A 26700-nucleotide genomic window follows, 5' to 3' on the forward strand; every position below is an offset into this window, starting at 1 on the left:
TACGGAGAATAAAAGGGAGTTCATCTCGGAGCTTTTCTTTTTGTAACTCACATAAGAGGGGAAGAGATGCGCTAATAGGTAAGGAGGTAGAGGATGATTGATACGCATCATGAAAGATAAATTTGTAATAATCCTCGTCCTAGCCACCCTTTTCGTCGGTTTCATCATGACGTTATCAGCGGAACCGAATTATGGAGAGCCTGTGGTCAAGCAAGGGGTTCTGGATCTGAGAGACTGGGATTCTCGTGAACAGCCTTTATTCTCTTTGGATGGGGAGTGGGAATTCTATCCGGGTCAATTGTTGAAACCAGGAGATATCACGGGTAATTCGGGGACGAGCCGTTTCATTCAAGTTCCGGGGAAATGGGACAACTGGTCGGATGGAAACGGTATTTCCATGCAGGCTAAGGGATACGGCACCTACCGGCTTGTCGTTAAGAATGCTCCTCAAGGAGAATTGTTAGCGGTCATCAAAAACTATGTTCGATTTGCAGATAAGCTATATATCAATGGAACATGGGTAGGCAGCTCCGGAGAGCCTGCTGCAACAAGGGAAGAGTATACACCGCGAAACGTTCCTTATACAGCGTATTTTAAGAATATGTCTAACGAGATCGAAATTCTGCTTCAATCCGCTAATTATGATTATAAAGAGGGTGGAGTAGCAAATTCCCTGTACTTCGGTCTAGCCAAGGATATTCAAGTTCGGAAGGGCATGCTAACGGGTTTGGACATATCGGGGGTTATAATCTGGCTCTTTATTTCAGTGCTCATGCTCGGTATGTATTTTTGGTTTCATCGAAATCAGCTATTACTTCTATTCGGTATTTACTTCGCCATGTTTGCCGTGAGTGTCTTATCGAATGGAGAACGAATCTTGCTCCAGTTACTGCCTGGCTTGCCATTTGAGCTGGCCTTTAAGATCAAATTGATGTCTGTGTTTGCAGCTCCGGCCCTGTTCTTCCTCATATCGTGGAAGCTGCTCGATAAATCTCGTATCCGCACCCTCATCCTAGCTGAGACATCCCTCTTGTTTCTTTATGTTGCAGTCATTGCGGTGCTGCCTTTCCGGATGTATTCGCAAGCACAGGATATTATGTACATGGGAATGACGCTTACCCTAGGAGCGTTGGTCTGTTATTTGGCGATGATATATATGAAAGGACACTATGGACGACTGAACAAAAGACAGTTTCAGCTGTATTTTGCATCAGCATGGGCGCTGCTTATGCTTGCCTTGAATATTATTCTAAGTTACGAAAATCTGACGTCTATCTTTCTTAACAATGCAATCGGATTCTTGTTCTTGATTTCGGTCCTTGCCTTGCTTATTCATCAATATGTTCAAGCTTATCATGATATGGATACATTGACGAAGCGATTGCAGCTTGCTGACCGAATGAAGGACGAATTTCTATACATCACTTCACATGAACTGAATACCCCATTGAACGGCATTATGAATGTATCTCGGGCTTTACTTGATGAATCTTCCCGCAGGGTGCAGGGGCCACAGGAAACGGAACAGCTGCTAATGATTCGAAATACGGCTTTTCGCATGTCGAGTATGGTCAATGATATTATTGATGCTACACATATTCGGCATGGTCAGCTGGATCTTCGATTGGCACCGGTGGATCTGGTAAGCTGCATATCTGTTGTGATGGAGGTTTCTCGTTTTCTAGCGAAGAGTAAGAATATTCAGATGGTCCCCGCAGTCAGTCCGGAGGCGAGATATGTATATGCAGATGAGGGCCGGCTCACTCAGGTGTTGTATAACGTGATTCATCATAAATTGACGGATGTGCATGAAGGAGATATACATATATCCACGGTGATTGAGAACGGACAAGCTATCATTCGGATCGAGTCTGACGGAGATTCATCGGATCGAGGCCATTCATCTGATGCTCAAGCACAGGAGAATGGATTTGCAGCAGGTCTAACTGTGGCAAGAGAGCTCGTGGAGCTCATGGGGGGACGAATCACTGGAGGTCATGAAGTAAGCATTCAATTGCCACTAGCTGAACAATCGGTAGCCAGTGGGGAAACCGCGGCAACAGCAGAGGGGCTACTGAAGAGGGATACATTACTAACAACTGATTCTGAACAATTTATGGAGGGAACAGCACGTATTCTGATTGCTTCTGCAAATCCGATCGATGTAGAACATCTATTCAGCATGCTTACGACGGAAGGTTACAACACCTATTGTATCGGAAGTGCCCAGAAAGCTTACGAGCAGATATCAGGAACAGATCGGCCTGACCTTGTTCTAGTGGATGTGATGTTACCCGAAGTGAATGGGTTTGAACTATGTCGCTGGATTAGACAGGACTTTACGCAAACAGAAATGCCGATTCTGCTCATTAGCTCTCGTAGCACTTCGGCGGATATCGAGGCTGGAATTTCTGCAGGTGCGAGTGACTTCATTACTCGTCCACTTGATCCGGGAGAAGTTAGGGTTCGTATTAACACGCTGCTAGCAATGAAACGGCTTGTCAGAGAGGCAGCAGTGAATGAAATGGCGTTTCTACGATCACAGATTAAACCGCATTTTATCTATAATGCTCTGGGTACCATCATGTCTTTTTGTTATACGGATGGGGTACGTGCAGGTGAGTTGCTTGGTATATTCAGCCGATATCTGCGAAGTATTTTCCATCTAGACAATACCGAGGATACCGTCAAGCTCAGCAAAGAGCTGGAATTGATCGAAGCATATGTTGATATTGAGAAGGCGAGATTCGGTGAGCGGGTAAATGTCGAGTTCGATATCGATAGGGAACTTTATCATTGTAATGTAATGCCGCTGACGATTGAGCCGCTTGTGGAGAATGCTATCCTGCATGGCATAACGAAGCAGCTGGACGGTGGGACGGTTAGACTGGGGATACATAGAGACGGGGTATTCGTCCGTGTCGTTGTTGAAGATGATGGTGTGGGTATGACGCCAGAGCAGATAAAAGGCATGCTTGATACGAGTAAGCGAAAAGAAGGAGTAGGTTTCCGTAACACCATGCGTAGAATTGCACATATGACAGGAAGAGCACCCGTTATTCAAAGTGAACTGGGTCAAGGCACCCGTGTGACAATCTGGCTTCCTCTATTATTCTCCGAAGTATAAATTCTTATAATTACATAAAGCAGAAGTTGTCTCAGTAGTCTTTACTACGATGGGACAGCTTCTTTTTTTGTTTGTGTTAATGAAAGTCTATACATGGTTGTTAAGTGTTTGTTAAGCGGTATTTTGTAGAATTTAGTCGATTAATAGCAGAGGGAGAGATACATGCATGAAAAGAATAAAGAAAGTCTTCAGTATACTGCTTGGAATTGCGATTATTATATCGTCATTTTCCGGTGTTCGTGTAAGCGAGGCATTAGCAGAGTCATTTCAAAAGCCCGGATGGGATGGCTGGAAAGGAACGTCAAGGGCGGTGAAAGAGCGTGGACCCGATGGTCGGATTTTTGTGAACGATTTGGCAAGTAGCAGTATACGGGTATATGACAAGGACGAGAACTTACTTCAAACCATTGGCGAAGTCAATGTAAAAGGTTCGGATAACAACCATTTTAATTATCAAGCTGACATTGCTATTCATCCAAATGGGGATTTGTACGTGGCCGATCGATGGAACTATCGGGTGCAAGTGTATAGAGCTAATTCACCAGATGGATTGTATGCGTATCTATCTACCATATCCCTGTCATCGGATGTACTTAGCGTTTCTGTGGACTCCAGTGGTCTAGTGTATGTTACGGTTGATGACCGTTCTACTCAACAACCGATACGTGTCTATGACAAAGACGGCGTGTTCCAGTATGGTATTGATGCATTTAGTGCGATGGACGTCGCTTTTGATTCCAGTAATCATATGTATGTAGCTAGTTATTGGGGCAATGTCATTTATAAGCTTACTAAAGATGAGAGTGGCCTTTATGTAAAAGATCCTGATCAGTCGAAGGATGTATTTTATGGAGATTATAATCCGAATACAACTAACAATACAGGTAAGCTTAATCTTCCTATCTCCGTTGATGTGGGACAACAGGGGCAGGTCTATATAAGCGATACAAAAGGCGTGCATCTCGTTGACAGTAATGGCACCTTTCAGAAGAAAGTAGTCAATAATGCAGGAGGGATTTTTTATAGCCAAAGAGTTCACGTCTTGCAGGATGGACTCTTATGGATTGCTAACTATTCGAAGGGTATTGCTGAATTCGATGCTGACGGTAATTATATACGGATGCTTGGGGAGTTCGTAATTCCTAACGAAGCACCGGCTGCGCAAAATGTAGACCTTCATTCATCAAATGTGTATAGGGTCGGGAATGTGATAGAAGGCAGCTATGAGTATAGTGACAAGGAGAATGATAGCGAAGGTATTTCCAGCTACCAATGGTATATAGCGGATGACCAGCTTGGGACGAATAAACAGATGATTGTGGGAGCAACGGAAACCTCGATGACGTTAAATTCGGACTCGCTCAACAAGTATATCTCTTTGGAGGTCACGCCTGTAGCTGTTTCAGGTACAACGCTGGGTACAGCTGTAGCATCACCATTTTATGGTCCGATTATGGAGTCCAATGAGGAGCCTGTCGCAAGTGACGTTATCGTCACAGGCGCGGTTCAAGCAGGCGGAACCTTGACGGCAACTTATCGTTTTAGCGATGTTGATGGAGACCCAGAAGGAGAGAGCAGCTACAGATGGTACTATTCCAGTGATGCAAGTGGATCGGATAGAACGTTAATCGCTGAAGCTACAGCGAAGACACTCGAACTTCAGGAAGAGTGGCTTGGTATGTACATCTATTTTGAAGTGATGCCGGTGGCAACAGAAGGAATCCTTGCAGGAAAAAGTGTAATGACACCCGCGATCGGACCGATTGGCGCTGCCAATTTAGCTCCTACGGCCCGAGATGTGAAGATCACGGGTGAAGCACAGGTAGGTCAGACGTTGATGGGAAGTTATGTTTTTGATGATGCAGACAGCGATGTAGAAGGAGAAACCTTCTTCAAGTGGTATGTATCTGAGGATGCGAACGGAACGAACAAGACTGAGATTGAAGGTGCATCTACTCAGAGTTTGGTGCTTCTGACAACCTCACAAGGGAAGTATATATCCTTTGAAGTGACACCGGTAGCGGCTACCGGGACGGAGTTAGGTTCGCCGGTACAAAGCCGATTAACTTCAGCGGTTGCTAAAGCTGCAGGTAGCAACAGTGGAGGTAATACAGGAGGTAGCCCGGGAAGTTCCAGCGGTGGTGGCAGTGGCGGTGGAGCTATTGGTGGCGCGGGTAATCCAAGTTCAACGCAAGAAATTTTAGTAGACGTAGAAACCGGTATAAGCGGAAATATCGTATCGAAGACCAAGGTCCTGCGAAAGACAGAAGCTGATGGGAAGAAGAAAGACCATGTAACCTTACAGCCGAGTGTTGTGGAAGAGGCACAGGCTAAGGCAAAAGAGCAAGGAACGAAGGCGATTCGAGTTGTGATACCAGATGTACGCGATGAAGTATCTGAAGTGAAGGTTGATGTGCCGAAGGCGTCACTACAATCACTTAAATCAGATTCTAATGATCTGGAGCTATCGACCGCAAATATGAGAATTATGATTCCTGGTGATTCACTAGCGACATTCACAGATGATCTCTACTTCCGATTCATTCCAATCAAGGAGCAAGCGAAGCGTCTTGAAGTGGAAGAAAGGGCCAAAAAAGAAGAGATCATTAAAAAAATCGCTCAAAGCGATAACCTTTCGATCTGGGGACGTCCCATGACGGTTGAAACCAACATGGAGAATCGTCCGGTCACCTTATACATGCCATTAGGTACGCTCCCATCTGATGAAGCTAAGCGTAAAGATTTACTGGATCATCTAGTAATCTTTATTGAGCATGATGATGGTACCAAAGAGCTTGTTCAAGGTGAACTTAGCGAATTCGCACCAGGTATGCAAGGGATGAAGTTCAACATCAGTAAATTCAGTACGTTCAGCATGGTGTATTTGCCAGGCTGGAAATCGGAGCAGAATTTAAGCGGTGCACATAAGGTATACATCAAGGGATATAATGATGGAAGTTTCCGTCCACAGTCTGCCATTCTTCGGGCGGAGCTTGCCGCAATGCTGGGTCGTAATATGAGGATTGACTCATCTAGTAAACGCCCTATTCAATTTAAGGATGTAGCAGACGGATACTGGGCGCTTGAAGAGATTAACCGCACAAGTCAGAGTGGTATTATTGCTGGTTTCAAAGATGGAACATTCCGTCCGAAGGCCGTAGTTACGCGAGCACAGATGGCGGCAATTGTCGCCAGATGGGTGTCTAAGGAGTGTGAGCTGGATGCGAGCGCATTCGCAGCGTGCGGTAAACCAAGTGGGGTTAAATCATTCGCGGATGTAAAAGATAACTACTGGGCAGCAGATGAGATCCAGATTGCCTCTGCATTTGAGTTCATGGTGGGTAATGCCGATAATACGTTTCGTCCGGAGGATCCATTAACCCGGGCAGAGGCGGTTAAGGTAATGAATCGCTTGTTTAAGCGGGGCCCACTCTATGGTGACTTGACGCCGACGTTCTCAGACGTATCTTCCGGTAACTGGGCGTTTCATGAGATTGAAGAAGCGGCAACAGATCATCTCTGGTACATGGAGAAAGATCAAGAAGTGAAAGAGAAGAATAAAGATAAAGAGTAATCAGTGCAATAAAGGGATAGGAACTAGATATATAACAAAAAGGATGAGTCATGCTAAGAGATTATCTCTGTATGCAGGGGCTCGTCCTTTTTTATACTAGCCAGATAATTTTAATTTAATCAATGTTAACGAAGGAAGTATTCGACAAATCATTCAATATTTCATTTAAGAAAATTAACTCTTCACTACTATATTTATTTACAAAACTTAAGAAATTTTTGTTTATTTCTTCGTGGAGCATTCGATGTAAATTACATAGTTCATTCCCCAAATCAGTCGTTTTAAAATAGATATCCTTATTATTATTCGGTACATACTCTTTCGTGATCAATTTTTTTTCCACTAACTTTCTAGATATTTTAGTTATAGTGCCTCTTTGCATGTTTAATTCTGTGGCAATAGTAATCCCTTTTATGGGTTGATGTTTTTGGATGCAATCTAATACGTGCAACATCAATATAGTAATATCCCGTAAAATAATTAATAGTTCTTCATTTTTACAATTTTGAATTAACCAAGTTTTTTCTTTATCCTCTTCATTGTTTTTCTCGATTAATTTTATATATCCATTTAGTATATTTTTTTGTAGTTTATCCATATTTCATTGTCCCTTCATAACCGAATATTGATTATTATAACCTGTAATGTTTCCAGTAAACAAATTTGACATTCAAACTATAATAACTTATTATTGTTTCCAGGAAACAAATTTAGAGGTGACTAATTATGAATACAGTATTAGAAACAATCATGGATCATAAATCGATAAGAAAATTTAAAGATATTAAATTAACTGATGAGCAAATCACTACAATTGTAAAAGCTGCACAAATGGCACCATCATCACTTTTTATGCAAGATTATTCCATTATAGGTGTTACTGATCAAAAAATTAAAGATCAACTTTATCAATTAACAAAAGGACGTTGGGTAAAAGAGAACGGGCTATTACTTGTTTTTTGTTCAGATTTACATCGAATAACCGTTCTAGCTAGTGCTGAACAAAAAAAGAAACTAAAATTAGCTCATAAATTCGGTCCTTTCAAAAAAATTTCCACGATTAATACATCTTTAGCGGCTCAAAATGCTACTCTTGCTGCTGAATCAATGGGATTTGGTGCTGTATATAGTGGCGCAATAGCTGAACATGAGAAAGCTGTAAAAAAAATCTTAAAACTACCGAAAAATGTTGTTCCTTTATTTGGTCTTTGTATTGGAGCACCAGATAGCATACCTGATCAAAAACCTCGTTTACCATTAGAGGCTGTGTATTTTCAAAATGAATACATTCAAGATGAGGTAGTACAAAAAGAGATGCTTATTCAGTACGATGAGACAATGAAAAATTATTATGCATCAAGAACGGATAATAAAAGAGTAACCACTTGGTCTGAAAAGTCTCTTGATCAAATAAATGAAATACCAACTTCCAAAATAGGCTTCATAGTATTCGCGCTAAAAAGATACTTCAATAACAAATAATTTCTCTGAATCGAGGGAAGAATTCAATGAAAAATAAATCAAAAGATGAAAATTATCCCAAGTTAGACAAGCTGCAACATGTAGTTATTTATGTTGATAATTCACAGGAATCACAACGTTTTTATGAAATGATTTTTGATGTACAATGTTCAGCCACGGCTCATCCAGATAGTAGTGCGGCCATGCGAATTGTAGGAAATACAATGAAATTTTATAGTTTTGGATATTATCATCACGATATTTGCTTAGTACAAAATCCCAAAGTGACTGTAGATCATGAACAATGGAGTCATTATACGCTTAAATTAGCAAATGGAGTTAGCTTGGATGAAATAAAGAGGCGATTAGAATCCTCTCACGTGCCTTATTTCGAAGGCAGAATGTTACCAATATTAACGAATGAGAAAGAAAATGCAATTCATTTTAAGGATCCAAACGGGCATGTAATTGAAGTAGTTGCATAGAAAGGACAAGAGATTTATGGCAAAACAAATGAGCAAATTACAGACATATATAAGCTCTTTATTAAAGAGTAAATTCGTACGTGAGTTAATATTGTTACCTTCAACACTATCGGGCAGGAGACAATTAAATAAAACGGAAGAATACCCTGTAACTAAACCGTCATTAATTTCGCATATCGAACGAGTTGCTATATACGTGTCTGATTTAGAGTATTCTATGAATTGGTATATAGAAAAGTTAGGCTTCACTTTAGAAAGTATTACAGATCAGATAGAGGTTGAGGCATTACCGAATCAAACAATTCGTTGTGCGCTTTTAAATACAAAGAATCAAAGGAATGCTCTTGTTTTAGTAGAGAGAAAAGATGCTAGCGGAAAAAAACTTCGTCCGTCTACTAATGGATATTTTCATATAGCTTTTGAAATAGAGGAGCATCGTACCTCCTTTGAATTTGCTCAACGTTTAAGAGAAAAAAATGTATTTATTAGCTACGGTCCAGTAAAACATAGCCATGATGGAGATGGTGAGATTGGTGGTAATATCGCAGTTTATTGTTTAGACCCAGATAATCATTATTTAGAATTCTTTTTTGATATGGATAAATATGAAGAAAAAACATTTATAGTAGGTTAAAGGTAGAACATGATTATGAATGAAATAATCGCTTGGCTTGCAGTGATCAGATGCAGTAGAGCATCCACCGGAATATTGAATCGATAATCGAAGGAGCACCTATGACCACAGCCTTAATAGTCGACGATGAAGAACATGCACGTCGTATGCTTGAACTTTTTTTGAGGAATATGAATGTCGAAGTGATTGGCCAATCAAGCAATGGATTTGATGCGATTCATCAATTGAAGCAGATGAGTCCAGATGTTCTGTTTCTTGATATCGAGATGCCTGAGATGAATGGGCTGGAGCTTACTGAGCTAGTGCGAAATGAGAACAGTGATGTACATATCGTGTTCGTAACAGCATATGATCAATATGCTATTGCGGCTTTTGAACATGCTGCGATAGATTATTTACTCAAGCCGATAGATCCAGATAGATTGGCGAAGACAGTTGGAAGAATAAGAAAAGAGAGCGAGCGTTCTATACCTGCGATCTCGAAGGAACCGAGCAAGGGAGATGGAGAAGGGGCGCCTAAACTGCTGATTCAGCTATTCGGTTCTTTTACCGCGAGTGTGGATGGAGGCCAGCAGATGAAGTGGAGGACCTCGAAAGAGAAGGAGTTGTTCGCTTTTCTAGCTAATCAAGAAGAAGATAAGCGAATCCATCGTGATCGTATTATTGAATGTTTATGGCCAGAAGAGAGTTATGAGAAGGCTAAGATATACTTGCACACCTGCATCAGTCTCCTTAGGAAGAACCTGAAACTGATTGGTCTTACAGGCATTGTCCAGTATGAGAATGGAAGCTATTATCTGCAGCCAGAGCAGATTACGGTAGATGTGAGGATGTTCCGGAAGCGGATCAAGGAGCTTAAACAAGTGGCCAATCTTGATCCCGTGGATATTGAAGAGACTTTGGCATATCAGGTGTCTCCATTTTTGCAGAATGATCTGTATGCATGGGCTGAACCGGAAGCTAAAGTACTTGAGAATGCAGCATATGCATGGAAGCTCAGCTTGGGTGAAATTTATCTGCAAAAGCTAGATTATGATAAAGCCGTAGATACGGCAAACTCTGTGATTGATAGTTTTCCATATGATGAAGAAGCGTATCGTCTGTTGATGAAAAGCTATTCCGGACTTGGAAAAAACAATCAGGTTCATACCGTCTATCGCAATCTAGAGAGTAAATTGGAGGAATTGCAAGTTCGTCCATCGGCACAATCTCGCATTCTTTATGAGGAAATCTGCAAATAAAGCCATAGCTACATACTATTTAATGTTTGAGGTCCATGATCGAGTGAGATGGGCCTCTATGTCATTCCACTATATTTCATCAATATCCCCTGATTTATGATATTTTCCGTTATAATAGATGGTAATTCGATACGTGCGTATATACATTGTTATTTGAAATTAGTAACAGACACAAAGATGAGGAAAATGCATCTAACTTCGATTTCACACGTAATATGTGTTATGTCCTAAATTTACTTGTAAATCGCTTTTGAATCGCTGTACTACGAATGGATGATGTATCGAACGCGTGGGGGAGGTGTATGTTGCTTGAATGGCTCGAAATCCTTGAAGCTGCTCTTACTTGTTGCTGGCGTTGCAGCTCTTAATATTGTGATGTTATCACCGGGTCTGCTAGGTGTAGAGATCGGAGGGGGGAATGCTCTCCAGACCGCTCTTGGGGTCACGGTGTTGTTTATGAGTCTTTTGATCCTGCTGTATGGCAGTTATGTTCTATTGTTGAAACGCCCTACGATCGTCATAGCTCCTGTTAGGGATCTGAAATCGCGTGAGGATTACATCGCTGCAATTCACGGGTATCGCAATGTGAAGGTATTAAAGAATGATATCGCGCTAGCTTTGGAGCAGTTAGATCGTATCGAAAAGAAGAAGCTGACGCTATTAAATGTGCTTAGGCAGCGGTTTGATGAGGGGGAACTGAGCTATCGAAAATTCTATTCGGTCATTATAGAGGTCGAGAAACTCTTTTATCTGAATATCACAGGAATTCTGAATAAGCTGGGCGTCTTTACGGCTTCTGACTTTGCAAATATGGCTACTCAGCACCGATCTACACAGCGGTCTACGAATGTAATGAAGAAAAAAACAGAGCTATATGATCAGTACCTGGCCGCTGTAGCGGGATATCTTGACGGTAACGAGGAAATTTTGCTGAAGCTGGACCAGTTATTATTGGAGATATCTCGGCTTGGGAGTACCGATTATAATGACGTTGAAGAAATGCCTTGCATGAAAGAAATTGATTTATTAATTAACCAGACTAAATTATATAAGCAATAAGAAAGGGGATAAGCATGGGTAAAGGTAAAGCATTTTTTGTGTTAGCGACGATTGCAGTGGTTGTCTTTATCATCGTATATGCAGGGGTCAACCTTACGTCTAATTTAGGCAAAAGCAAGACCGAGATAAGCTCAGAGGATGCCGCCAAGAAGCTGAATAAAGTATACGGTAATATTTCAGTAACGACGGCTGAACCAGTCAAGGGACAGATCGACCTCGATCCGGTAGCGATTGGGGATTCACTTCCCGATATATCGAAATATCCGATTTCTGTGCAGAACACAACAGATAGCTTCGTCGAGATTTTCTCTTCTCCAGAGAAAGCAGGAACCGGCATTGATGGATGGTTAAATGAAGTCGCAGAAGAATTCAATAAGTCGAATACGACGGTGAATGGTATGCCTGTTTCTGTGAAGATTCGCAATATCGCATCAGGAACCGCGAAAGATTACATAATCTCAGGTAAATATGTACCCGATGCATTCACCCCTTCCAATGAGTTGTGGGGAGAGATGGTGAAAGAGAGTGGGGCCAACATCGAGCTTGTATCCAAGCGACTTACCGGTAATGTGACCGGTGTAGTCACCAAGAAGGCTAAATACGATGAACTTATTAAAAAGTATGGGTCTCTAAATCTCAAGACACTAACGGATGCAATTGCCGCGAATGAGCTGGCTATGGGCTATACCGATCCTTTTGCTAGCTCAACGGGTCTAAACTTCCTCGTAACCGCCCTTCGTACCTTTGATAGCAGCGATATGCTTGGCGAGAAGGCGGTGCAAGAATTCGAGAAATTCCAGGCGAATGTACCTTTTATTGCGTCCACAACGATACAGATGCGTGATGCAGCGAAATCGGGAATGCTAGATGCTTTCGTTCTGGAGTATCAGACTTTTGTGAACGCGGCAGATTTGAAGAGTGGTTATGTGTTCACTCCATTTGGTGTAAGGCATGATAGTCCGTTGTATGCTGTTGGGAATGTCCCTCAAGAAAAGCAGGATATCATTAAGGCATTTGCCGAGTTTGTCGAGCAGGAGAAATATCAGAGTCTAGCGGAGAAAAAGGGCTTTAATGGACTTAATGACTATCAATCCGAGATGGATGCCATTGAGAGCAGCCTTTTGCCTTCGGCTCAGAAGTTGTGGAAAGAGAAGAAGGACGGCAATAAGCCAGTTGCAGCCGTATTTGTAGCGGATGTATCCGGAAGTATGGATGGTGAGCCGCTCAATCGTTTGAAGGAGTCATTATTAACGGGGCAAAAGTACCTCGGCAGGGACAACAGCATTGGCTTCGTCTCCTACTCTGACAGTGTGTCGATCAATCTTCCCATTGCAAAATATGATACGAATCAGCAATCCATGTTCGTTGGAGCGATTAACAGTCTACAGGCGAGTGGAGGCACAGCTACATTTGATGGCATAGTCGTTGCGATGAAAATGCTTCAGGATGAGATTGCGTTAAATCCGGATGTGAAGCCGATTATTTTTGTCCTTAGTGATGGGGAGACGAATAAAGGGCATTCACTTGATGATATCAGAGGGTTGATTGAGTCCTACAAAATCCCGGTGTATACGATTGGATATAACGCAGATATTCAGGCGCTTCAGAGCATATCCAGTATTAATGAAGCAGCGAGTATTAATGCAGATACAGATGATGTGGTCTATAAGATCGGTCAGTTGCTTAATGTTCAGATGTAGATGTAATTCACTATACAACACTTGAGGAGGGGTTGCGGTTGTCATTTACCATGGAGGTTATTAGTGAGGAAAAGATTAAGACGGCTATTGAAGAACAGATAAAGCCAGAGCCTGAAGAGGTTAGACAATTGAAGGAACTTGCAGCTAACAATGTACAGACCATCATCGATCTGGATATGGATTCATTGGAGAAGCGGAAGCAGGTGCTGCAATCGATTGATAGCTTCGGTATGAATACGATGAGGTCTTCCTCAGAGAAGAATTCCCTGCTGCAAGTATCTGTCGGCAATCTATCCAAGACGGGCGATGAGGGTGGTCAGGTTGCAAAAGGTCTAACAGAGCTGCAGCTCCAATTGAAGGATTTAGACCCGAGTCTCGTGGATTTTGCCAAAAGCGGTTTCCTAGGCAAGTTCTTTAATCCGCTGCGGAGTTACTTTGCTAAGTATCAGAAGGCCGATGCAGTCATCTCTGATATTATTGTTTCCTTAGATAAGGGCAAAACCGTACTGAGAAACGATAATACAACCCTTGAGATCGAACAACAGGCACTTCGGGATCTCACCAAAAAACTTCAGAAGGAAATTCAGCTTGGGATGCTCATGGATACGGAAATTGAATCCCAGATCGAAGCAGCGAAAGCGCGCCAGGAATCTGAGGATAAAATCCGGTTCATAACAGAAGAAGTGCTGTTTCCACTGCGTCAGCGTGTCATGGACTTGCAGCAAATGCTGGTCGTGAATCAACAGGGCATCATGGCCATTGAAGTTGTCATGCGGAACAACAAAGAACTGATTAGAGGCGTAGACCGGGCCAGAAATGTAACGGTATCTGCTCTGAAGATCTCGGTGACCGTGGCGAGCGCGCTGTATAACCAGCGAATCGTTCTGAAGAAGATCGAGCTACTCAATCAAACGACAGATAATTTAATAATTGGGACTTCAAGAATGCTGAAGGATCAGGGTGCCGCAATTCATAAGCAATCGCTTGAGACGAGTGTGTCCGTGGACACCTTGAAGCAAGCCTTCACAGATGTGTTATCCGCACTGGATTCAATCAGCACTTACAAGCAGGAAGCTCTGCCTAAAATGCGTGACACGATTCTCCAGTTTAGAGAACTGGCGGATAACGGAGAGCAGCAGATTCACCGCTTGGAGCGAGGTCAGCAGTTAGGTTTATAGAGGGAAGGGACACCCCAGGGTTGGGGTGTCCCTTCTTTGTATACATTTGTGGATGGTAAGCGTAACAATGTGCATTCGGCATACTTTTATAACAACCGGACAGAGAGTTCGCTATTTACTAAAATGTACCCATTATTGGGTAACATGCGGACACAGAATCCGTTATTCGCTCACTCAGGCCGAAATCGGCTTGTTATATAGCTAATAACGACTCTCCTGTCCGCGTACATACACAAAATGATAAAAACAGAAAAATAACGGATTGTGAGTCCGCAAACCGCAAACCGCAAACCGCAAGTGGTCCTTTATCCATTCATATAGGAGAGGGCTAGGTTTTTGCGATATTGGCTCGGGCTTACTCCTTCTGCACGCCTGAAGGCGCGGCTTAGCTGGCTTTGGTCCTCATAACCGATCCGCTCGGCAATTTCTCGAAGGCTTAACGTGTTGTTCAGCAGCATCTGTTTCGCAAAATCGATCCGGCTCCGTCTCACAAACTCCATGGGTGCAGTGCCTAGCGTCTCCAGGAATAGATGGCTTAACTGGCTAACACTGATATGAACATGATCTGCAAGCTCTTGTAAGTGAAGAGGCTGATCCAGTCGTTCTCTTACATAATCACACACCTTCATTACACGGTGGTCGAAGCGCAGTGGTTCATCGGGAAGCATGTGCCGGACGGTAGTCATCCACTGCTGAATCCAGCGATAGATAAGTCCTTGTAGTCCGCAATAATGTATGGGGATATCCGTATGAAGCAGATATGTATTGGTTCCTTCGTTATTATGATGTGAGGCTTTCGCCTCGACAAGTTCACCTAAATGATTAAATTCCTCTACAAGTATGTTCCAATTCGCAATCCATTTATCTAGCCGATCAGACGGCTCTAGTCTTACTAGGGTGGGTAGCCCGTATAACGAAACGAGATCCATACTGCAAATCTTCAGGTCAGCGCAGAAGGATAGGTAGTGAATACGGTCTTCAGAGTCGCGAGGAATCAGCTCGAATTGGGTATTGGGAGGACACATAATCAGATCTCCACGGGTTGCCCATCGCTGTTCCCCATTAATCTCGATCTGGAGTTGTCCATCTAATACAAGCCATACTAGGGTGTATGGAACACGCATATGGCTCACATAGAAGCTAGAATGCTTGTTCATATTACGTATCCAGTGAACACGCATAGATAAATAATCGATATGAAATGACTCATTGAGGACAAACACGAAGTAGAGCCCCTTTCATAGAGATATGACGGTCATAAGAAATGTCAAAAAGGCAGTAGTTAGTGCCATAGTAAGACGGTAATCTTGCATGTTAGGATGAGTCTTATAAAGATACACATTCACCTGAAAAGGAGTTTCTTTATGCAAAAACCTAATATGATATACATTATAACGGATGATCTGGGTTATGGCGATTTAAGCTGTTACGGGGCTCAGCAGTTCGCAACACCTCATATTGACCGATTGGCGGAAGAAGGAAGAATGTATACGGATGCCCATGCATCTTCTGCTGTATGTACGCCGTCTAGGTACGGTGTTATGACAGGCAGATATTGCTGGAGAGGCAAGATCAAGAGTGGTGTTCTTCACGGGCACGACGCATCTATTATAGAAAAGGACCGCAAGACACTGCCCTCATACCTGAAAGAGCATGGATATGAAACCGCTTGCATAGGAAAGTGGCATTTAGGCATGGATTGGGCAAAAGTAAACGAATCACCTGAGAGATTTGATTATAGTCAGCCGATTCAAAATGGACCTGTGTCATGTGGGTTTGATTATTACTTCGGGATATCCGCTTCCCTTGATATGCCACCGTACTCTTTTATCGAGAATGATCGTACGGTTGGAATACCAAGTATCCCGAAAGACCCCGAGGATTTCAGTCAGCGAGGGCGCGGTGGGTTGATGGTTCCGGGGTGGAAGGATGAAAATGTTCATCCAGTGTTGACACAAAAGGCACTTGAATTCATTGAACAAACTACGGGAGTAGATCCGTTCTTTCTCTATCTACCTTTAACGGGTCCCCATACGCCATGGAGTCCGAGTGAATCCTTCCAAGGTAAGAGCGGAATTGGACCTAGAGGCGATTTAATACTGGAAATTGATGATACGGTCGGACGCTTAGTGAGTTTACTAGAAGACAAAGGCATTCGAGACAATACGCTGATCGTCTTTACAAGTGATAACGGTCCTGATCCGTTCCGCGATGAGATCACTGTTCATGGTCATGATTCTGCGGGACAGCTGCGTGGTCAGAAAGCAGACATCTGGGAAGGGGGGCACCGTGTTCCCTTTATCGTAAGCTGGCCTGGACATATTCCCCAAGGAACGACTAGTGAGGAGCTTGTCTGCCTGACTGATTGGATGGCAACATGCGCATCTATTCTGGAGGACGAATTACCTGACAATGCGGGAGAGGACAGTATCGATATGCTTCCAGATCTGCTTGGGCAGGCACTCGATAGTCCACTTCGAGAATCCGTCATACTCCAGTCATATGATGGGATGCTTGCTCTTCGCCGGGGGGATTGGAAGTATATCCGAGGAGCTGGTGGTGGTGGATTCGACCAGCAGGCACGCAGCATTATTGGTATTCCACATACGCCAGACCGAGAAGTAAGATCAGGAGATCCACAGGAGCAGCTTTATGATATAAGGGATGATATTCGCGAAGCAGTGAATCAATGTAATGAGTATCCATTGCTAGTGAGCCAGATGAGGACTGAGCTAGAGAGGCTTGTGGAAGCAGGACGAACCAGGCCTGCACGGTCGGCGAGAGCATAATGACCCCGTACCACACTTTAAAGGTTCTATATATGGAAGTGATAATACGAAAGTCGAGTTACATATAAGGGGCGAGAATATGAAGATTCCATCAAGTCCAAAACGCAAGCCGAATGTTGTTTTCATGATTGCAGATGATCACCGTGAGGAGGCCATAGGTGCATTCGGCAATGATGTGATTTCCACACCAGTACTCGATATACTGGCATCTGAAGGAACGTCATTTGGAAATACCCATATTTTTGGTGGTCTGACCGGAGCAGTGTGTGCACCTAGCCGTGCTTGCGTAAATTCAGGCATGTCTGTCTTTAATGCGATGATCGGCAGAGACGTGATGTCTTGGGATCATAGCGTGATTATTAGGCCAGATGTCCAGCTTATGCCGCAAGCGCTGCGAGATGCAGGCTATTATACACATGCAATCGGTAAATGGCACAATGATAAAGGAAGCTTTGCCCGTAGTTTTGATGGTGGAGATAAGCTATTCTTTCACGGCATGAGTGAGCATACGGAGGTCCCGGTTCAGGATTTTGATCCTGATGGAAAGTACCCAATGGAGAGGCAGTATGTGGAGAATACCTTCTCAACCGAGTTGTTCACGAACGCGGCTGTAAGTTTTATAGAAGACTATCAGGAGGAAGAACCGTTTTATCTGTACATGGCGTATACAGCGCCTCACGATCCTAGAACTTCACCTGAGCCTTATGCGAGTATGTACGATCCGAAGGATATTCCACTACCTTACAATTATAAGGAAGAGCATCCTTTTGATACGGGAGATATGACGGTTAGAGATGAGCACTTGGCAGCACTCCCTAGGAACGAAGATGAAATTCGTCAACATATTGCTGATTATTATGGGATCATTACTCATCTGGATACCGAGATTGGCCGTGTGGTTGCAGCACTGAAGGCGAAAGGAATCTACGACGATACCATTATTGTGTATACGGCCGATCATGGCATTGCAATAGGGCAGCATGGTTTGATGGGTAAGCAGAATATGTATGAGCATAGTGTGCGGATTCCGCTTATTGTTAAGGGACCAGAAGTGCAAGCGGGCAAAAGAGAGTTAGCTCCTGTCAGCAACATCGATATTTTTCCGACGCTTATGGAGTTGTGTGGTGTTTCGACTCCACCGGAAGTCGAAGGGATCAGCATGGTGACAAGCTTGATTGGAGACAACAACGCTAACTTGCGCCGTGTCGTATGCTCTGTATACCGCGATGTCCAGCGCATGGTGACCGATGGAAGATGGAAGCTCATACGGTATTACTATTCCCCAGCTACAGATACAGGCGTTACTCGTCTGCAACTATTTGATCTAGAGAATGACCCATGGGAGACGAAAGATTTGTCAGCAGAGGATGCATATAGAGAAGTCTTGGAGCGACTTGCCGGTGAATTAGCGGCATGGATGCGCAGCCATAACGATATTTTGCAGGATGAGCCTGTACTACTTCCTCAATGAGGATAAAGGAGACGACGAACATGAAACAACCGAATATTGTATTTATTATGTCCGATGACCATGCTGCTCATGCGATGAGCTGTTATGGAAGTAAGGTGAACACAACACCGAATATTGATCGCATTGCCAATGAGGGTGTTCGTTTCGATAACTGCTTCTGTACGAACTCCATTTGTTCTCCGAGCAGAGCTGCTATTCTGACAGGGAAGTATAATCACTTAAATGGTGTAAAGTCCATTGATGAGCATTTCGATGGGAGACAGATGACATTTCCGAAGCTACTTCAAGAAGGTGGCTATCAGACGGCTATGGTTGGCAAATGGCATTTGGGACACGGCGGGGATGCAGATCCCACGGGTTTTGATTATTGGAATGTTATTGTGGGACAAGGCGATTATTATGATCCGACATTTATCGAGATGGGGGAAGAGAAGCAGTATAGCGGCTATGTTACCAATCTAATTACAGATCATTGTCTAGACTGGCTTGGGAAGCGGGATGAGAGTAAGCCGTTCATGTTAATGTGCCATCATAAAGCGCCGCATCGACCTTGGGTGCCGGATGAGAAGCATAAGCATATGTATGAGGATGTGGATATTCCAGAGCCGGAGACCTTCAATGATGATTACGCAACGCGTTCACAAGCAGCGGTTGAAGCCAATATGCGGATTGAGGATATGCTGGAAAGTGACACAAAAGGGAAGCCACCGGAAGGCCTGACGAAATTAGAGGAGAAGAAATGGAAGTACCAGCGTTATATGAAGGATTATCTGCGCTGCGTTGCGTCCATTGATGATAATGTCGGCAGGCTGCTCGATTATCTGGATCGTGAAGGATTGGCTGAGGATACAATCGTTATTTATACATCAGATCAGGGTTTCTTTCTCGGAGACCACGGGTGGTTCGATAAACGGTTTATGTATGAAGAGTCACTACGGATGCCGTTCGTCGTGAAATATCCTCGCTCCATTAAACCGGGCACCGTAACAGATGCGATGAGCCTCAATGTGGATTTTGCCCAGACATTCCTCGACTATGCTGGAATTCAAGCACCTCCTGACATGCAGGGATATAGTTTGCGTAGTGTCTTAGAGGGCGAAACACCGGACGGATGGCGAACATCGATGTATTATCGGTACTGGATGCACCTTGATGATCATCATAATGTTTATTCGCATTACGGCATACGGACGCATCAATATAAGCTAATCTATTATTATGCGGAAGCACTAGGTACTGCAGGTTCCAGGGATGAGAACAGACCCCCAGAATGGGAATTGTTTGATCTTACGCAGGATTACTGCGAGATGAACAATGTCTATGGAAATCCTGACTATGCAGAGATCACGGCTCAGTTAAAAGAAGAACTTGCCGCACTGCAAAGAGAAGTACTGGATGAACCGGTGAAGCAGATTGATTAAAGAGAGATTCGGTACGAAGGTGTAGAGACATTTCACGGTAACATAAAAAAGGCGACCTCATATGGGTCGCCTTTTAATATATAATAGATGGCGCGGTAGACTTAACTTCTGCTTTCTACCTCTCGTTGAAAGGCAACAATCCATTCGCCTTGAACTGCCGCATAACCGGTATCTCCTTCAACCACGAGACCGTACAAATTCTTCACATCCAAATATTCATTGCGTTCACCATTCTCGAACTCTAAGGTGATGTAGTAATACGTTTTGGATGAATTGTGAGAATGCATCATGTCATGATTGTGGTGATGATTCGTATGATTACGAACCTCCATACGTTTGGAAACAACTTTAGCATATATGGATTCTTGGGGTGAGGTGGCATTCTTGACATGGCGTGCACCACTGGAGATGAGTCCAACAATAACAATGACGAATACAATAACAATGAGAATGGGAACAAGCGTAAACATGAAATCAAATCCTCCACCGAAAGATGGTCCTGGGGAAAGCATGCTGCAATTCCTCCTGTCATTTATCTAATTGGATAATCTGTATTGTTTATATGTACGGTGAAATAGATCATTATGTTTCAAAATATGAGAAAAAAGGGAATGTAACTATTTACATAATAAATCGACATAAAGGACGATTTAGTCGTGTTTTTTTGACATGGCATGTACCATCTGCGATAATATAGTAAATAACACCGAGGAAATGAACATATTTCGGTGATGACTAACAGAGTATGTGCTTATTATCACATGCGAATAATAAAGACTTAAGAGTAAATAAAAAAGAGATCTCCTCGAAAGGAAATCTCTAGATCTCTATATGTGGATTAATTCCATAATCCTGCTTTTTCTAACTTTTTCTTACCATTGAATGCCACGATAATTAGGAATACGTTAACGACGAGCATAACTGCAAGGGCGTAAAGTACAGGCGTATAAGAACCTGTTGCGTCAAACACATATCCATACACTGGTAGAGCAACAACAGATGCAACAGCCAAGCCTAGAGCGATGTTCGCATAAATCTGACTGTATTCTTTGTTTCCGAACAGAGCTGATGTAAGCAAAGGACCTAAGGTACCGATGGATGCAGCTACAAATCCGAAGATAACCATGGCAATGGAGAACATTGTTGGGTTCTTAGCAGATGTTAGTAACATAATTACTGGAACCAATCCAAGCACCATCGCAAAGATTGCTGTGTTTCTCGCGCCGATTTTGTCGGTCAAGAATCCGAAAGCCAAAGCACCAATTAGTGCACCAAACATCCAGCCTGCCATCGCATTACCTGCGAATGTACCACTGTAACCTAATTCTTTGGTTGCGTAAGTTGGAATGTGCTGGGCAATACAGCCGACAGCAGTAATGAAGAAGAAGAATACAATGAGTGCATAGAATGCAGATGATTTCTTAGCTACTTTAAGTGAGATTCCTGTTTCTAGTGCAGGTGTTTTATCCACTGCTTCATCATTGCTAACTTCATCAGCTCCATAAGGCTGCAATCCTTTTTCTTTTGGAGACATTCTTAGAGTAAGGAAGATAACTGGGATAATGATTACCATGACACCCAATCCAATAATGAAATACGTGTGTCTCCAGCCTTGGCTAATAATTAAGCTACCAACGATCGGTTGAAGTACAGCACCTAATCCGCCGGATACTGCCATCATAATACCAATCATTAGACCTTTGTTCTTCTTAAACCAATTGTTGATTAGTACAGGGCCTGCCATTTGGGTCAAGAATACGGCACCAATAGCCATAGGAATGGAGAACAAGTACCAGCCCCATACGGAATTCATGAAACCGAACATAGCAAACGAACCAGCTTGCAGTACAGCTGCAATAATTAATACCGTACGTATGTTGTATTTAGCCATTAATTTACCAGCGATAGGTAGGAACACCATGGTGACTATGGCAGCAATACTGAAATAGATCGTCAAACTTCCCATTTTAATACCTAAATCTTCGGTAATTGGTGGTAGGAACAACCCACCAGAACTGTTAAGACCGCCTCTTGTCAAACCGACCATAATGGAAACGCCGATGAGTACCCACCAAGCCCAGTGGAATTTCTTCTTGTTGTTATTCATGTTAACTCCTCAATTCGCCCGAAAGGGCATTATATAATATGACTTTATTTATAAGATAGGAATGCTCTCTAGCACAGAGCATTCCTATTTTATTATTGGGATTAGCGTAGTTTAATAGATCCGCCATCAACCATAATGGTTTGACCTGTAATATAAGCTGAATCCTCACTTGCTAGGAATACAGCTACACGTCCGATGTCGTTTTCTAGTTCACCAAGTCTTCTCATTGGGATCTTAGAAAGCATACCTTGGTAGTACTCTGGGTTCTCTTCAGCCCATTGAACCAATCCAGGTGACTTAGCAATTGGAGCGATGATATTTACATTAATGCCGAATGGACCGAATTCATTTGCTGCAACGCGAGTAGCTGCACGGATAGCTTCCTTAGCAACTGCGTACGAAACTTGATTCACGTCTCCGTTAATGCCAGCGCCCGATGCAAAGTTAATGATGTTACCTTTAGTTTCTTTAAGATAAGGTAGGGCTGCTTGCATCAAGTAGAACGTTGGATAGAATCCAGTGTCGAAAGATAGATCGAAGTCTTTCTGTGTTGTGTCCGCAATGGAATTCATACGGGACGCATGTGCATTGTTGACCAAGATATCGATTTTGCCAAACTTCTCAACAACAGTCTTCACGATATCTGCCAATTTGTCGTGCTCTGCCAGGTTCGCTTGAATGAAGATGGATTCAGGTGCATATTCTTGTAGCTCTTTAATCGTCTGGTTACCAAGCTCAGCATTCAGATCGATAATAGCGACAGTTGCGCCTTCTTTAACGTAAGCTGTTGCAATACCTTTACCAATACCGCCACCAGCACCAGTGATAATTGCGATCTTGCCTTCGAGTCTTTTCATGGATGATATCTCCTTTACAAGAAAATGATAGTGGATGATATAAGCATCTCGATCTATGAATGCGCTTTCACTAAGTCTCACTAAGGCAGGATTCGGTGGAAGTTCTACCTTTCGGTATCCCAATCACATTCAATAATCCCAATCTTAGTGTGCGCTTCATGTAGCAACATTCCAAGTAATCGGGATACTTATTTTATATTGGTTACTTAATGTAACCATCTTACGCCTTAAATACTTATGTGTCAATCTTGTGAATAAAAGAACTTGCAGTGCACTTTGTCACAAGGAAGAAATTGTATGATATAGTGGAAGAATTGAAGAAAAAACGAATAAATTCATAACCTTGTTATTAAAAGTACCTAAATATATTGGTATTTTCCAGATCTGGAGGTGTTCGTAATGACTGAAGAGGAACAGAAATATGAGTTAATCAAAAAGGTAGAGAAATGCTATGAAATTATATGCAAAAAGTGGATGGGGATTATCATTCATACCTTAATGACTGAACCCAAGCGATTCAGTGAGATTCATGTTGCTATACCAGACTTAAGTAAACGAATGCTAAATGAACGGATGAAAGAGTTAGAGGATTGTGGACTTGTTTTACGACATGTCATTACAGATCGGCCTGTCAGGACAGAGTATTCATTAACTAGAAAAGGTAATGAACTAGGCTCCTCACTTCGAATGGTTGAACGCTGGGCCGAGAAATGGATGTAACGAAGTGGATTTTTCATATATAAGTAACAGCCCTCAACCATAGGTTGTGGGCTGTTGTATCCGAGCTGTTGTGGAAGAAGTGTTGAAAATGATGGGATCAAGGTTATTTCTGCTTCATTAGGTTTACAATACCCATAGCAACTTCTAATTTACGCTAACAAGAGGTGTTTTCGCGAATGTGGTATTCGAAATCGAAAGAAGAGGTCCTACAGAACTTTAAAGTAACCCCAGAGGCAGGGCTTACCTCGGAAGAAGCGAGAGCCAAATTAGAGGAATATGGCCCTAACCAATTAAAAGGTAAACCGAAGAAGAGCATGATCGCGTTATTCTTCGCACAGCTTAAGGATATGTTAATCTATGTGCTCCTTGGTGCAGCAGTTGTTACACTAATCGTTGGAGAGTTCGTGGATGCGATCATTATTTTGGCTGTTGTATTGTTAAATGCAGCAATCGGTGTGTTCCAAGAGAATAAAGCGGAGAAAGCGATTGAAGCATTACAACAGATGACCACCCCTAAATCACTTGTCAGACGTGATGGTGAAGTGAAAGAGATTAATTCCGTAGATATCGTTCCTGGGGATATTGTTATTCTGGATGCAGGCAGATACATACCTGCAGACATACGGTTAATCGAGAGCGCAAATCTTCAGATTGAGGAATCAGCCTTAACAGGAGAATCGGTACCTTCAGATAAAGATGCTAATGCGCTCCTTGAAGACCCCAAGACACCTCTTGGTGATATGTCTAACATGGCCTTCATGTCCACCCTGGTTACGTATGGTAGAGGCGAAGGGGTAGTCGTCGGCACGGCCATGGATACGGAAATGGGTAAAATCGCTGGAATTTTAGATGAAGATACAGAGCAAATGACTCCACTGCAAAAAAAGCTAGAGGAACTCGGCAAAATATTAGGTTACATTGCTATCGGGATCTGTGTGCTTATTTTTGTTATCGGCCTTATCCAAAAAAGGGATCTGTTCGAGCTGTTCCTGACGGCAATTAGTTTAGCGGTTGCGGCTATTCCCGAAGGACTTCCGGCCATTGTAGCTATCGTATTAGCACTTGGTGTGACGAGAATGTCGAAGATTAATGCCATTGTGAAGAAGCTGCCAGCCGTTGAAACGTTAGGCTCTGTGAATATCATCTGTTCAGATAAGACGGGGACATTGACACAGAATAAAATGACCGTTGTCAAATATCATACAGCAACCCCACTAGGCGAGGAGCCACCTGTCGAGCTTATCAAAACCTTTGTTTTATGCTCAGACGCTACCTACGAGAACGGACAAGGTACGGGTGATCCTACCGAGGTTGCACTTGTTATGTACGCAGAACAGAATGAAATACAGAAAAAATCGCTAGAAGCGGAGTATAAACGGGTATCTGAGAAGCCATTTGATTCCGATCGAAAGCTGATGTCCACCTTGAATCAGACCCGAAAAGGCTACCGGGTACATACCAAAGGGGCCATTGATCAGCTTCTTAAAATCTCCTCTTCTGCTGTTGTAAATGGAGAGGTTGTACCCCTAACTGAGGAGTTGAAGCAGCAATATCTCGCAGCAGCAGAGGCCATGTCGGATGATGCTTTACGGGTTCTAGCTGCTGCGTTTAAAGACACCGATCAGATTCTGGAACCGGATGAGATGGAGAAGGATCTTACCTTCCTTGGCTTCGTGGGTATGATTGATCCACCGAGACTGGAAGTAAAAGACTCCATCCGAGAAGCGAAAATGGCCGGTATTACGCCTGTGATGATCACGGGCGATCATAAGAATACGGCTGTTGCAATTGCGAAGGAACTGGATATCGCCACTTCCATCGAACAGAGTATGACAGGCGCAGAAATTGATGAAATGTCTGATGAAGACTTTCAGAAGAGAATTAAGGATATCCGAGTATTTGCCCGTGTATCCCCTGAACATAAGGTGAAGATCGTTAAGGCCTATCGTGCGCAGGGAAATATCGTATCCATGACAGGGGATGGAGTGAACGATGCGCCTTCCTTGAAGAATGCCGATATTGGCGTTGCTATGGGGATTACCGGAACTGACGTATCCAAAGGTGCAAGTGACATGATACTCACGGATGATAACTTCACGACGATCGTGCATGCGATCAAGGAAGGAAGAAACATCTATGCGAATATCAGAAAGACGGTCACGTTCCTGCTGGCTTGTAACTTCGGTGAAGTCGTTGCGATTTTAGCATCGATTGTGTTCTTCTGGCCCTTGCCGCTCCTGGCTACACAAATTCTCTGGATTAACCTTGTAACCGATACCCTGCCTGCTATTGCGCTTGGTGTGGACCCGGGCGAGGATGATGTAATGAAGAAGAAGCCGAGGGATCCTAAAGAAAGTTTCTTCGCAGGTGGTGCAGCAATCAATGCTGTCCTTGGCGGAATTCTCATCGGTAGTTTAACCTTATTCGCCTTCTATTTGGGGTTGCGAGAGCATGGGTATAGCCTAGGGTCCGACAATATCTCGGAGGATGCAATGACGTATGCACGTACAATGGCCTTTGTGGTGCTTGCCGCATCTCAGTTGTTCTACGCATTCTCGAAGAGAAGTGCAACGAAATCGATCTTCCAGATCGGGTTGTTCTCCAATAAGCTGTTAGTTGGTGCTGTTATTGCAGGGCTTCTGCTGCAATATATTTCGATTAGCATCCCGTTCCTTGCTAATGCCTTTAACGTGCAGAATCTTCACCTTGCCGATTGGGGGTTAGTCATTGGACTTGCGTTACTCCCGCTTCTCATTAATGAGATCATCAAGGTATTTGTGCGTATGAGAAGAACAAAGGAAGCGTGATGTAATAAAAAGAATAATCCAAGTCATAAATCAGTGTAGAATCGGCTGATTACACACTCGAGATCGATC

19 protein-coding genes are annotated in these 26700 nt (G+C 43.1%); 14 read left to right on the forward strand and 5 right to left on the reverse strand.

All coding sequences use genetic code 11. From position 1 onward, the window contains the following. Positions 1–97 precede the first annotated feature (97 nt). Together ACK8P5_RS02195 and ACK8P5_RS02200 are read left to right on the forward strand one after the other, a co-directional pair. Positions 98–3127, forward strand: a complete 3030-nt coding sequence (locus ACK8P5_RS02195; RefSeq protein ID WP_422659374.1) for an ATP-binding protein — start codon at positions 98–100, stop codon at positions 3125–3127. 166 nt (positions 3128–3293) lie between these two features. Further along, positions 3294–6701 (forward strand): S-layer homology domain-containing protein, encoded by a 3408-nt coding sequence (locus ACK8P5_RS02200; RefSeq protein WP_422659375.1) that lies wholly within the window; start codon positions 3294–3296, stop codon positions 6699–6701. Between the two features lie 115 nt (positions 6702–6816). On the opposite strand, the gene ACK8P5_RS02205 is transcribed toward ACK8P5_RS02200, so the two are convergent. Continuing rightward, positions 6817–7299, reverse strand: coding sequence for a MarR family transcriptional regulator (locus ACK8P5_RS02205; protein ID WP_422659376.1), 483 nt, complete (start codon positions 7297–7299; stop codon positions 6817–6819). Positions 7300–7427: 128 nt separating this feature from the next. Between ACK8P5_RS02205 and ACK8P5_RS02210 the strand changes: the two genes are divergently transcribed. From ACK8P5_RS02210 to ACK8P5_RS02240, 7 genes are all read left to right on the forward strand, one after another. Then, a complete protein-coding gene (locus ACK8P5_RS02210; RefSeq protein WP_422659377.1) occupies positions 7428–8183 on the forward strand; it encodes an NADPH-dependent oxidoreductase in 756 nt (251 codons plus the stop codon). Between the two features lie 26 nt (positions 8184–8209). Further along, positions 8210–8647 (forward strand): VOC family protein, encoded by a 438-nt coding sequence (locus tag ACK8P5_RS02215; RefSeq protein ID WP_422659378.1) that lies wholly within the window; start codon positions 8210–8212, stop codon positions 8645–8647. A gap of 16 nt (positions 8648–8663) precedes the next feature. After that, a complete protein-coding gene (locus tag ACK8P5_RS02220) occupies positions 8664–9281 on the forward strand; it encodes a VOC family protein (RefSeq protein WP_422659379.1) in 618 nt (205 codons plus the stop codon). A gap of 101 nt (positions 9282–9382) precedes the next feature. Then, a complete protein-coding gene (locus ACK8P5_RS02225; protein ID WP_422659380.1) occupies positions 9383–10522 on the forward strand; it encodes a response regulator in 1140 nt (379 codons plus the stop codon). A gap of 309 nt (positions 10523–10831) precedes the next feature. Further along, the gene (locus ACK8P5_RS02230) at positions 10832–11581 is read left to right on the forward strand and encodes a hypothetical protein (protein WP_422659381.1); all 750 of its coding nucleotides are present in this window, start codon (positions 10832–10834) and stop codon (positions 11579–11581) included. 14 nt (positions 11582–11595) lie between these two features. Then, positions 11596–13281: a VWA domain-containing protein gene (locus tag ACK8P5_RS02235; RefSeq protein WP_422659382.1), complete on the forward strand. Its 1686-nt coding sequence runs from the start codon at positions 11596–11598 to the stop codon at positions 13279–13281. Positions 13282–13319: 38 nt separating this feature from the next. Further along, entirely contained in the window at positions 13320–14459 is a 1140-nt protein-coding gene (locus tag ACK8P5_RS02240; protein ID WP_422659383.1) for a toxic anion resistance protein, read from the forward strand. A gap of 305 nt (positions 14460–14764) precedes the next feature. On the opposite strand, the gene ACK8P5_RS02245 is transcribed toward ACK8P5_RS02240, so the two are convergent. Beyond that, positions 14765–15682, reverse strand: coding sequence for a helix-turn-helix domain-containing protein (locus tag ACK8P5_RS02245; protein ID WP_422659384.1), 918 nt, complete (start codon positions 15680–15682; stop codon positions 14765–14767). A gap of 141 nt (positions 15683–15823) precedes the next feature. Here ACK8P5_RS02245 and ACK8P5_RS02250 point away from each other — a divergent pair, with 141 nt between their 5' ends. From ACK8P5_RS02250 to ACK8P5_RS02260, 3 genes are all read left to right on the forward strand, one after another. Then, entirely contained in the window at positions 15824–17248 is a 1425-nt protein-coding gene (locus ACK8P5_RS02250; RefSeq protein ID WP_422659385.1) for a sulfatase family protein, read from the forward strand. 79 nt (positions 17249–17327) lie between these two features. Then, a complete protein-coding gene (locus ACK8P5_RS02255) occupies positions 17328–18719 on the forward strand; it encodes a sulfatase-like hydrolase/transferase (RefSeq protein WP_422659386.1) in 1392 nt (463 codons plus the stop codon). A gap of 20 nt (positions 18720–18739) precedes the next feature. After that, positions 18740–20140, forward strand: a complete 1401-nt coding sequence (locus ACK8P5_RS02260; RefSeq protein ID WP_422659387.1) for a sulfatase — start codon at positions 18740–18742, stop codon at positions 20138–20140. A gap of 101 nt (positions 20141–20241) precedes the next feature. On the opposite strand, the gene ACK8P5_RS02265 is transcribed toward ACK8P5_RS02260, so the two are convergent. The 3 genes from ACK8P5_RS02265 to ACK8P5_RS02275 all read right to left on the reverse strand — a co-directional run bounded on the left by ACK8P5_RS02265 (position 20242) and on the right by ACK8P5_RS02275 (position 23104). Continuing rightward, positions 20242–20652, reverse strand: coding sequence for a DUF2500 domain-containing protein (locus ACK8P5_RS02265; RefSeq protein ID WP_422659388.1), 411 nt, complete (start codon positions 20650–20652; stop codon positions 20242–20244). Between the two features lie 326 nt (positions 20653–20978). Continuing rightward, positions 20979–22247: an MFS transporter gene (locus tag ACK8P5_RS02270; RefSeq protein WP_422659389.1), complete on the reverse strand. Its 1269-nt coding sequence runs from the start codon at positions 22245–22247 to the stop codon at positions 20979–20981. A 101-nt stretch (positions 22248–22348) separates the two neighbouring features. Then, entirely contained in the window at positions 22349–23104 is a 756-nt protein-coding gene (locus tag ACK8P5_RS02275; protein WP_422659390.1) for an SDR family NAD(P)-dependent oxidoreductase, read from the reverse strand. A 399-nt stretch (positions 23105–23503) separates the two neighbouring features. Here ACK8P5_RS02275 and ACK8P5_RS02280 point away from each other — a divergent pair, with 399 nt between their 5' ends. Both ACK8P5_RS02280 and ACK8P5_RS02285 read left to right on the forward strand, forming a co-directional pair. Next, complete coding sequence (locus ACK8P5_RS02280; protein WP_422659391.1) at positions 23504–23824, forward strand: winged helix-turn-helix transcriptional regulator; 321 nt, start codon at positions 23504–23506, stop codon at positions 23822–23824. Positions 23825–24000: 176 nt separating this feature from the next. Beyond that, positions 24001–26631: a cation-translocating P-type ATPase gene (locus ACK8P5_RS02285; protein ID WP_422659392.1), complete on the forward strand. Its 2631-nt coding sequence runs from the start codon at positions 24001–24003 to the stop codon at positions 26629–26631. The last annotated feature ends 69 nt before the right edge of the window (positions 26632–26700 follow it).

Source organism: Paenibacillus sp. EC2-1, assembly GCF_049311625.1.
Lineage (GTDB): Bacteria > Bacillota > Bacilli > Paenibacillales > Paenibacillaceae > Paenibacillus_AQ.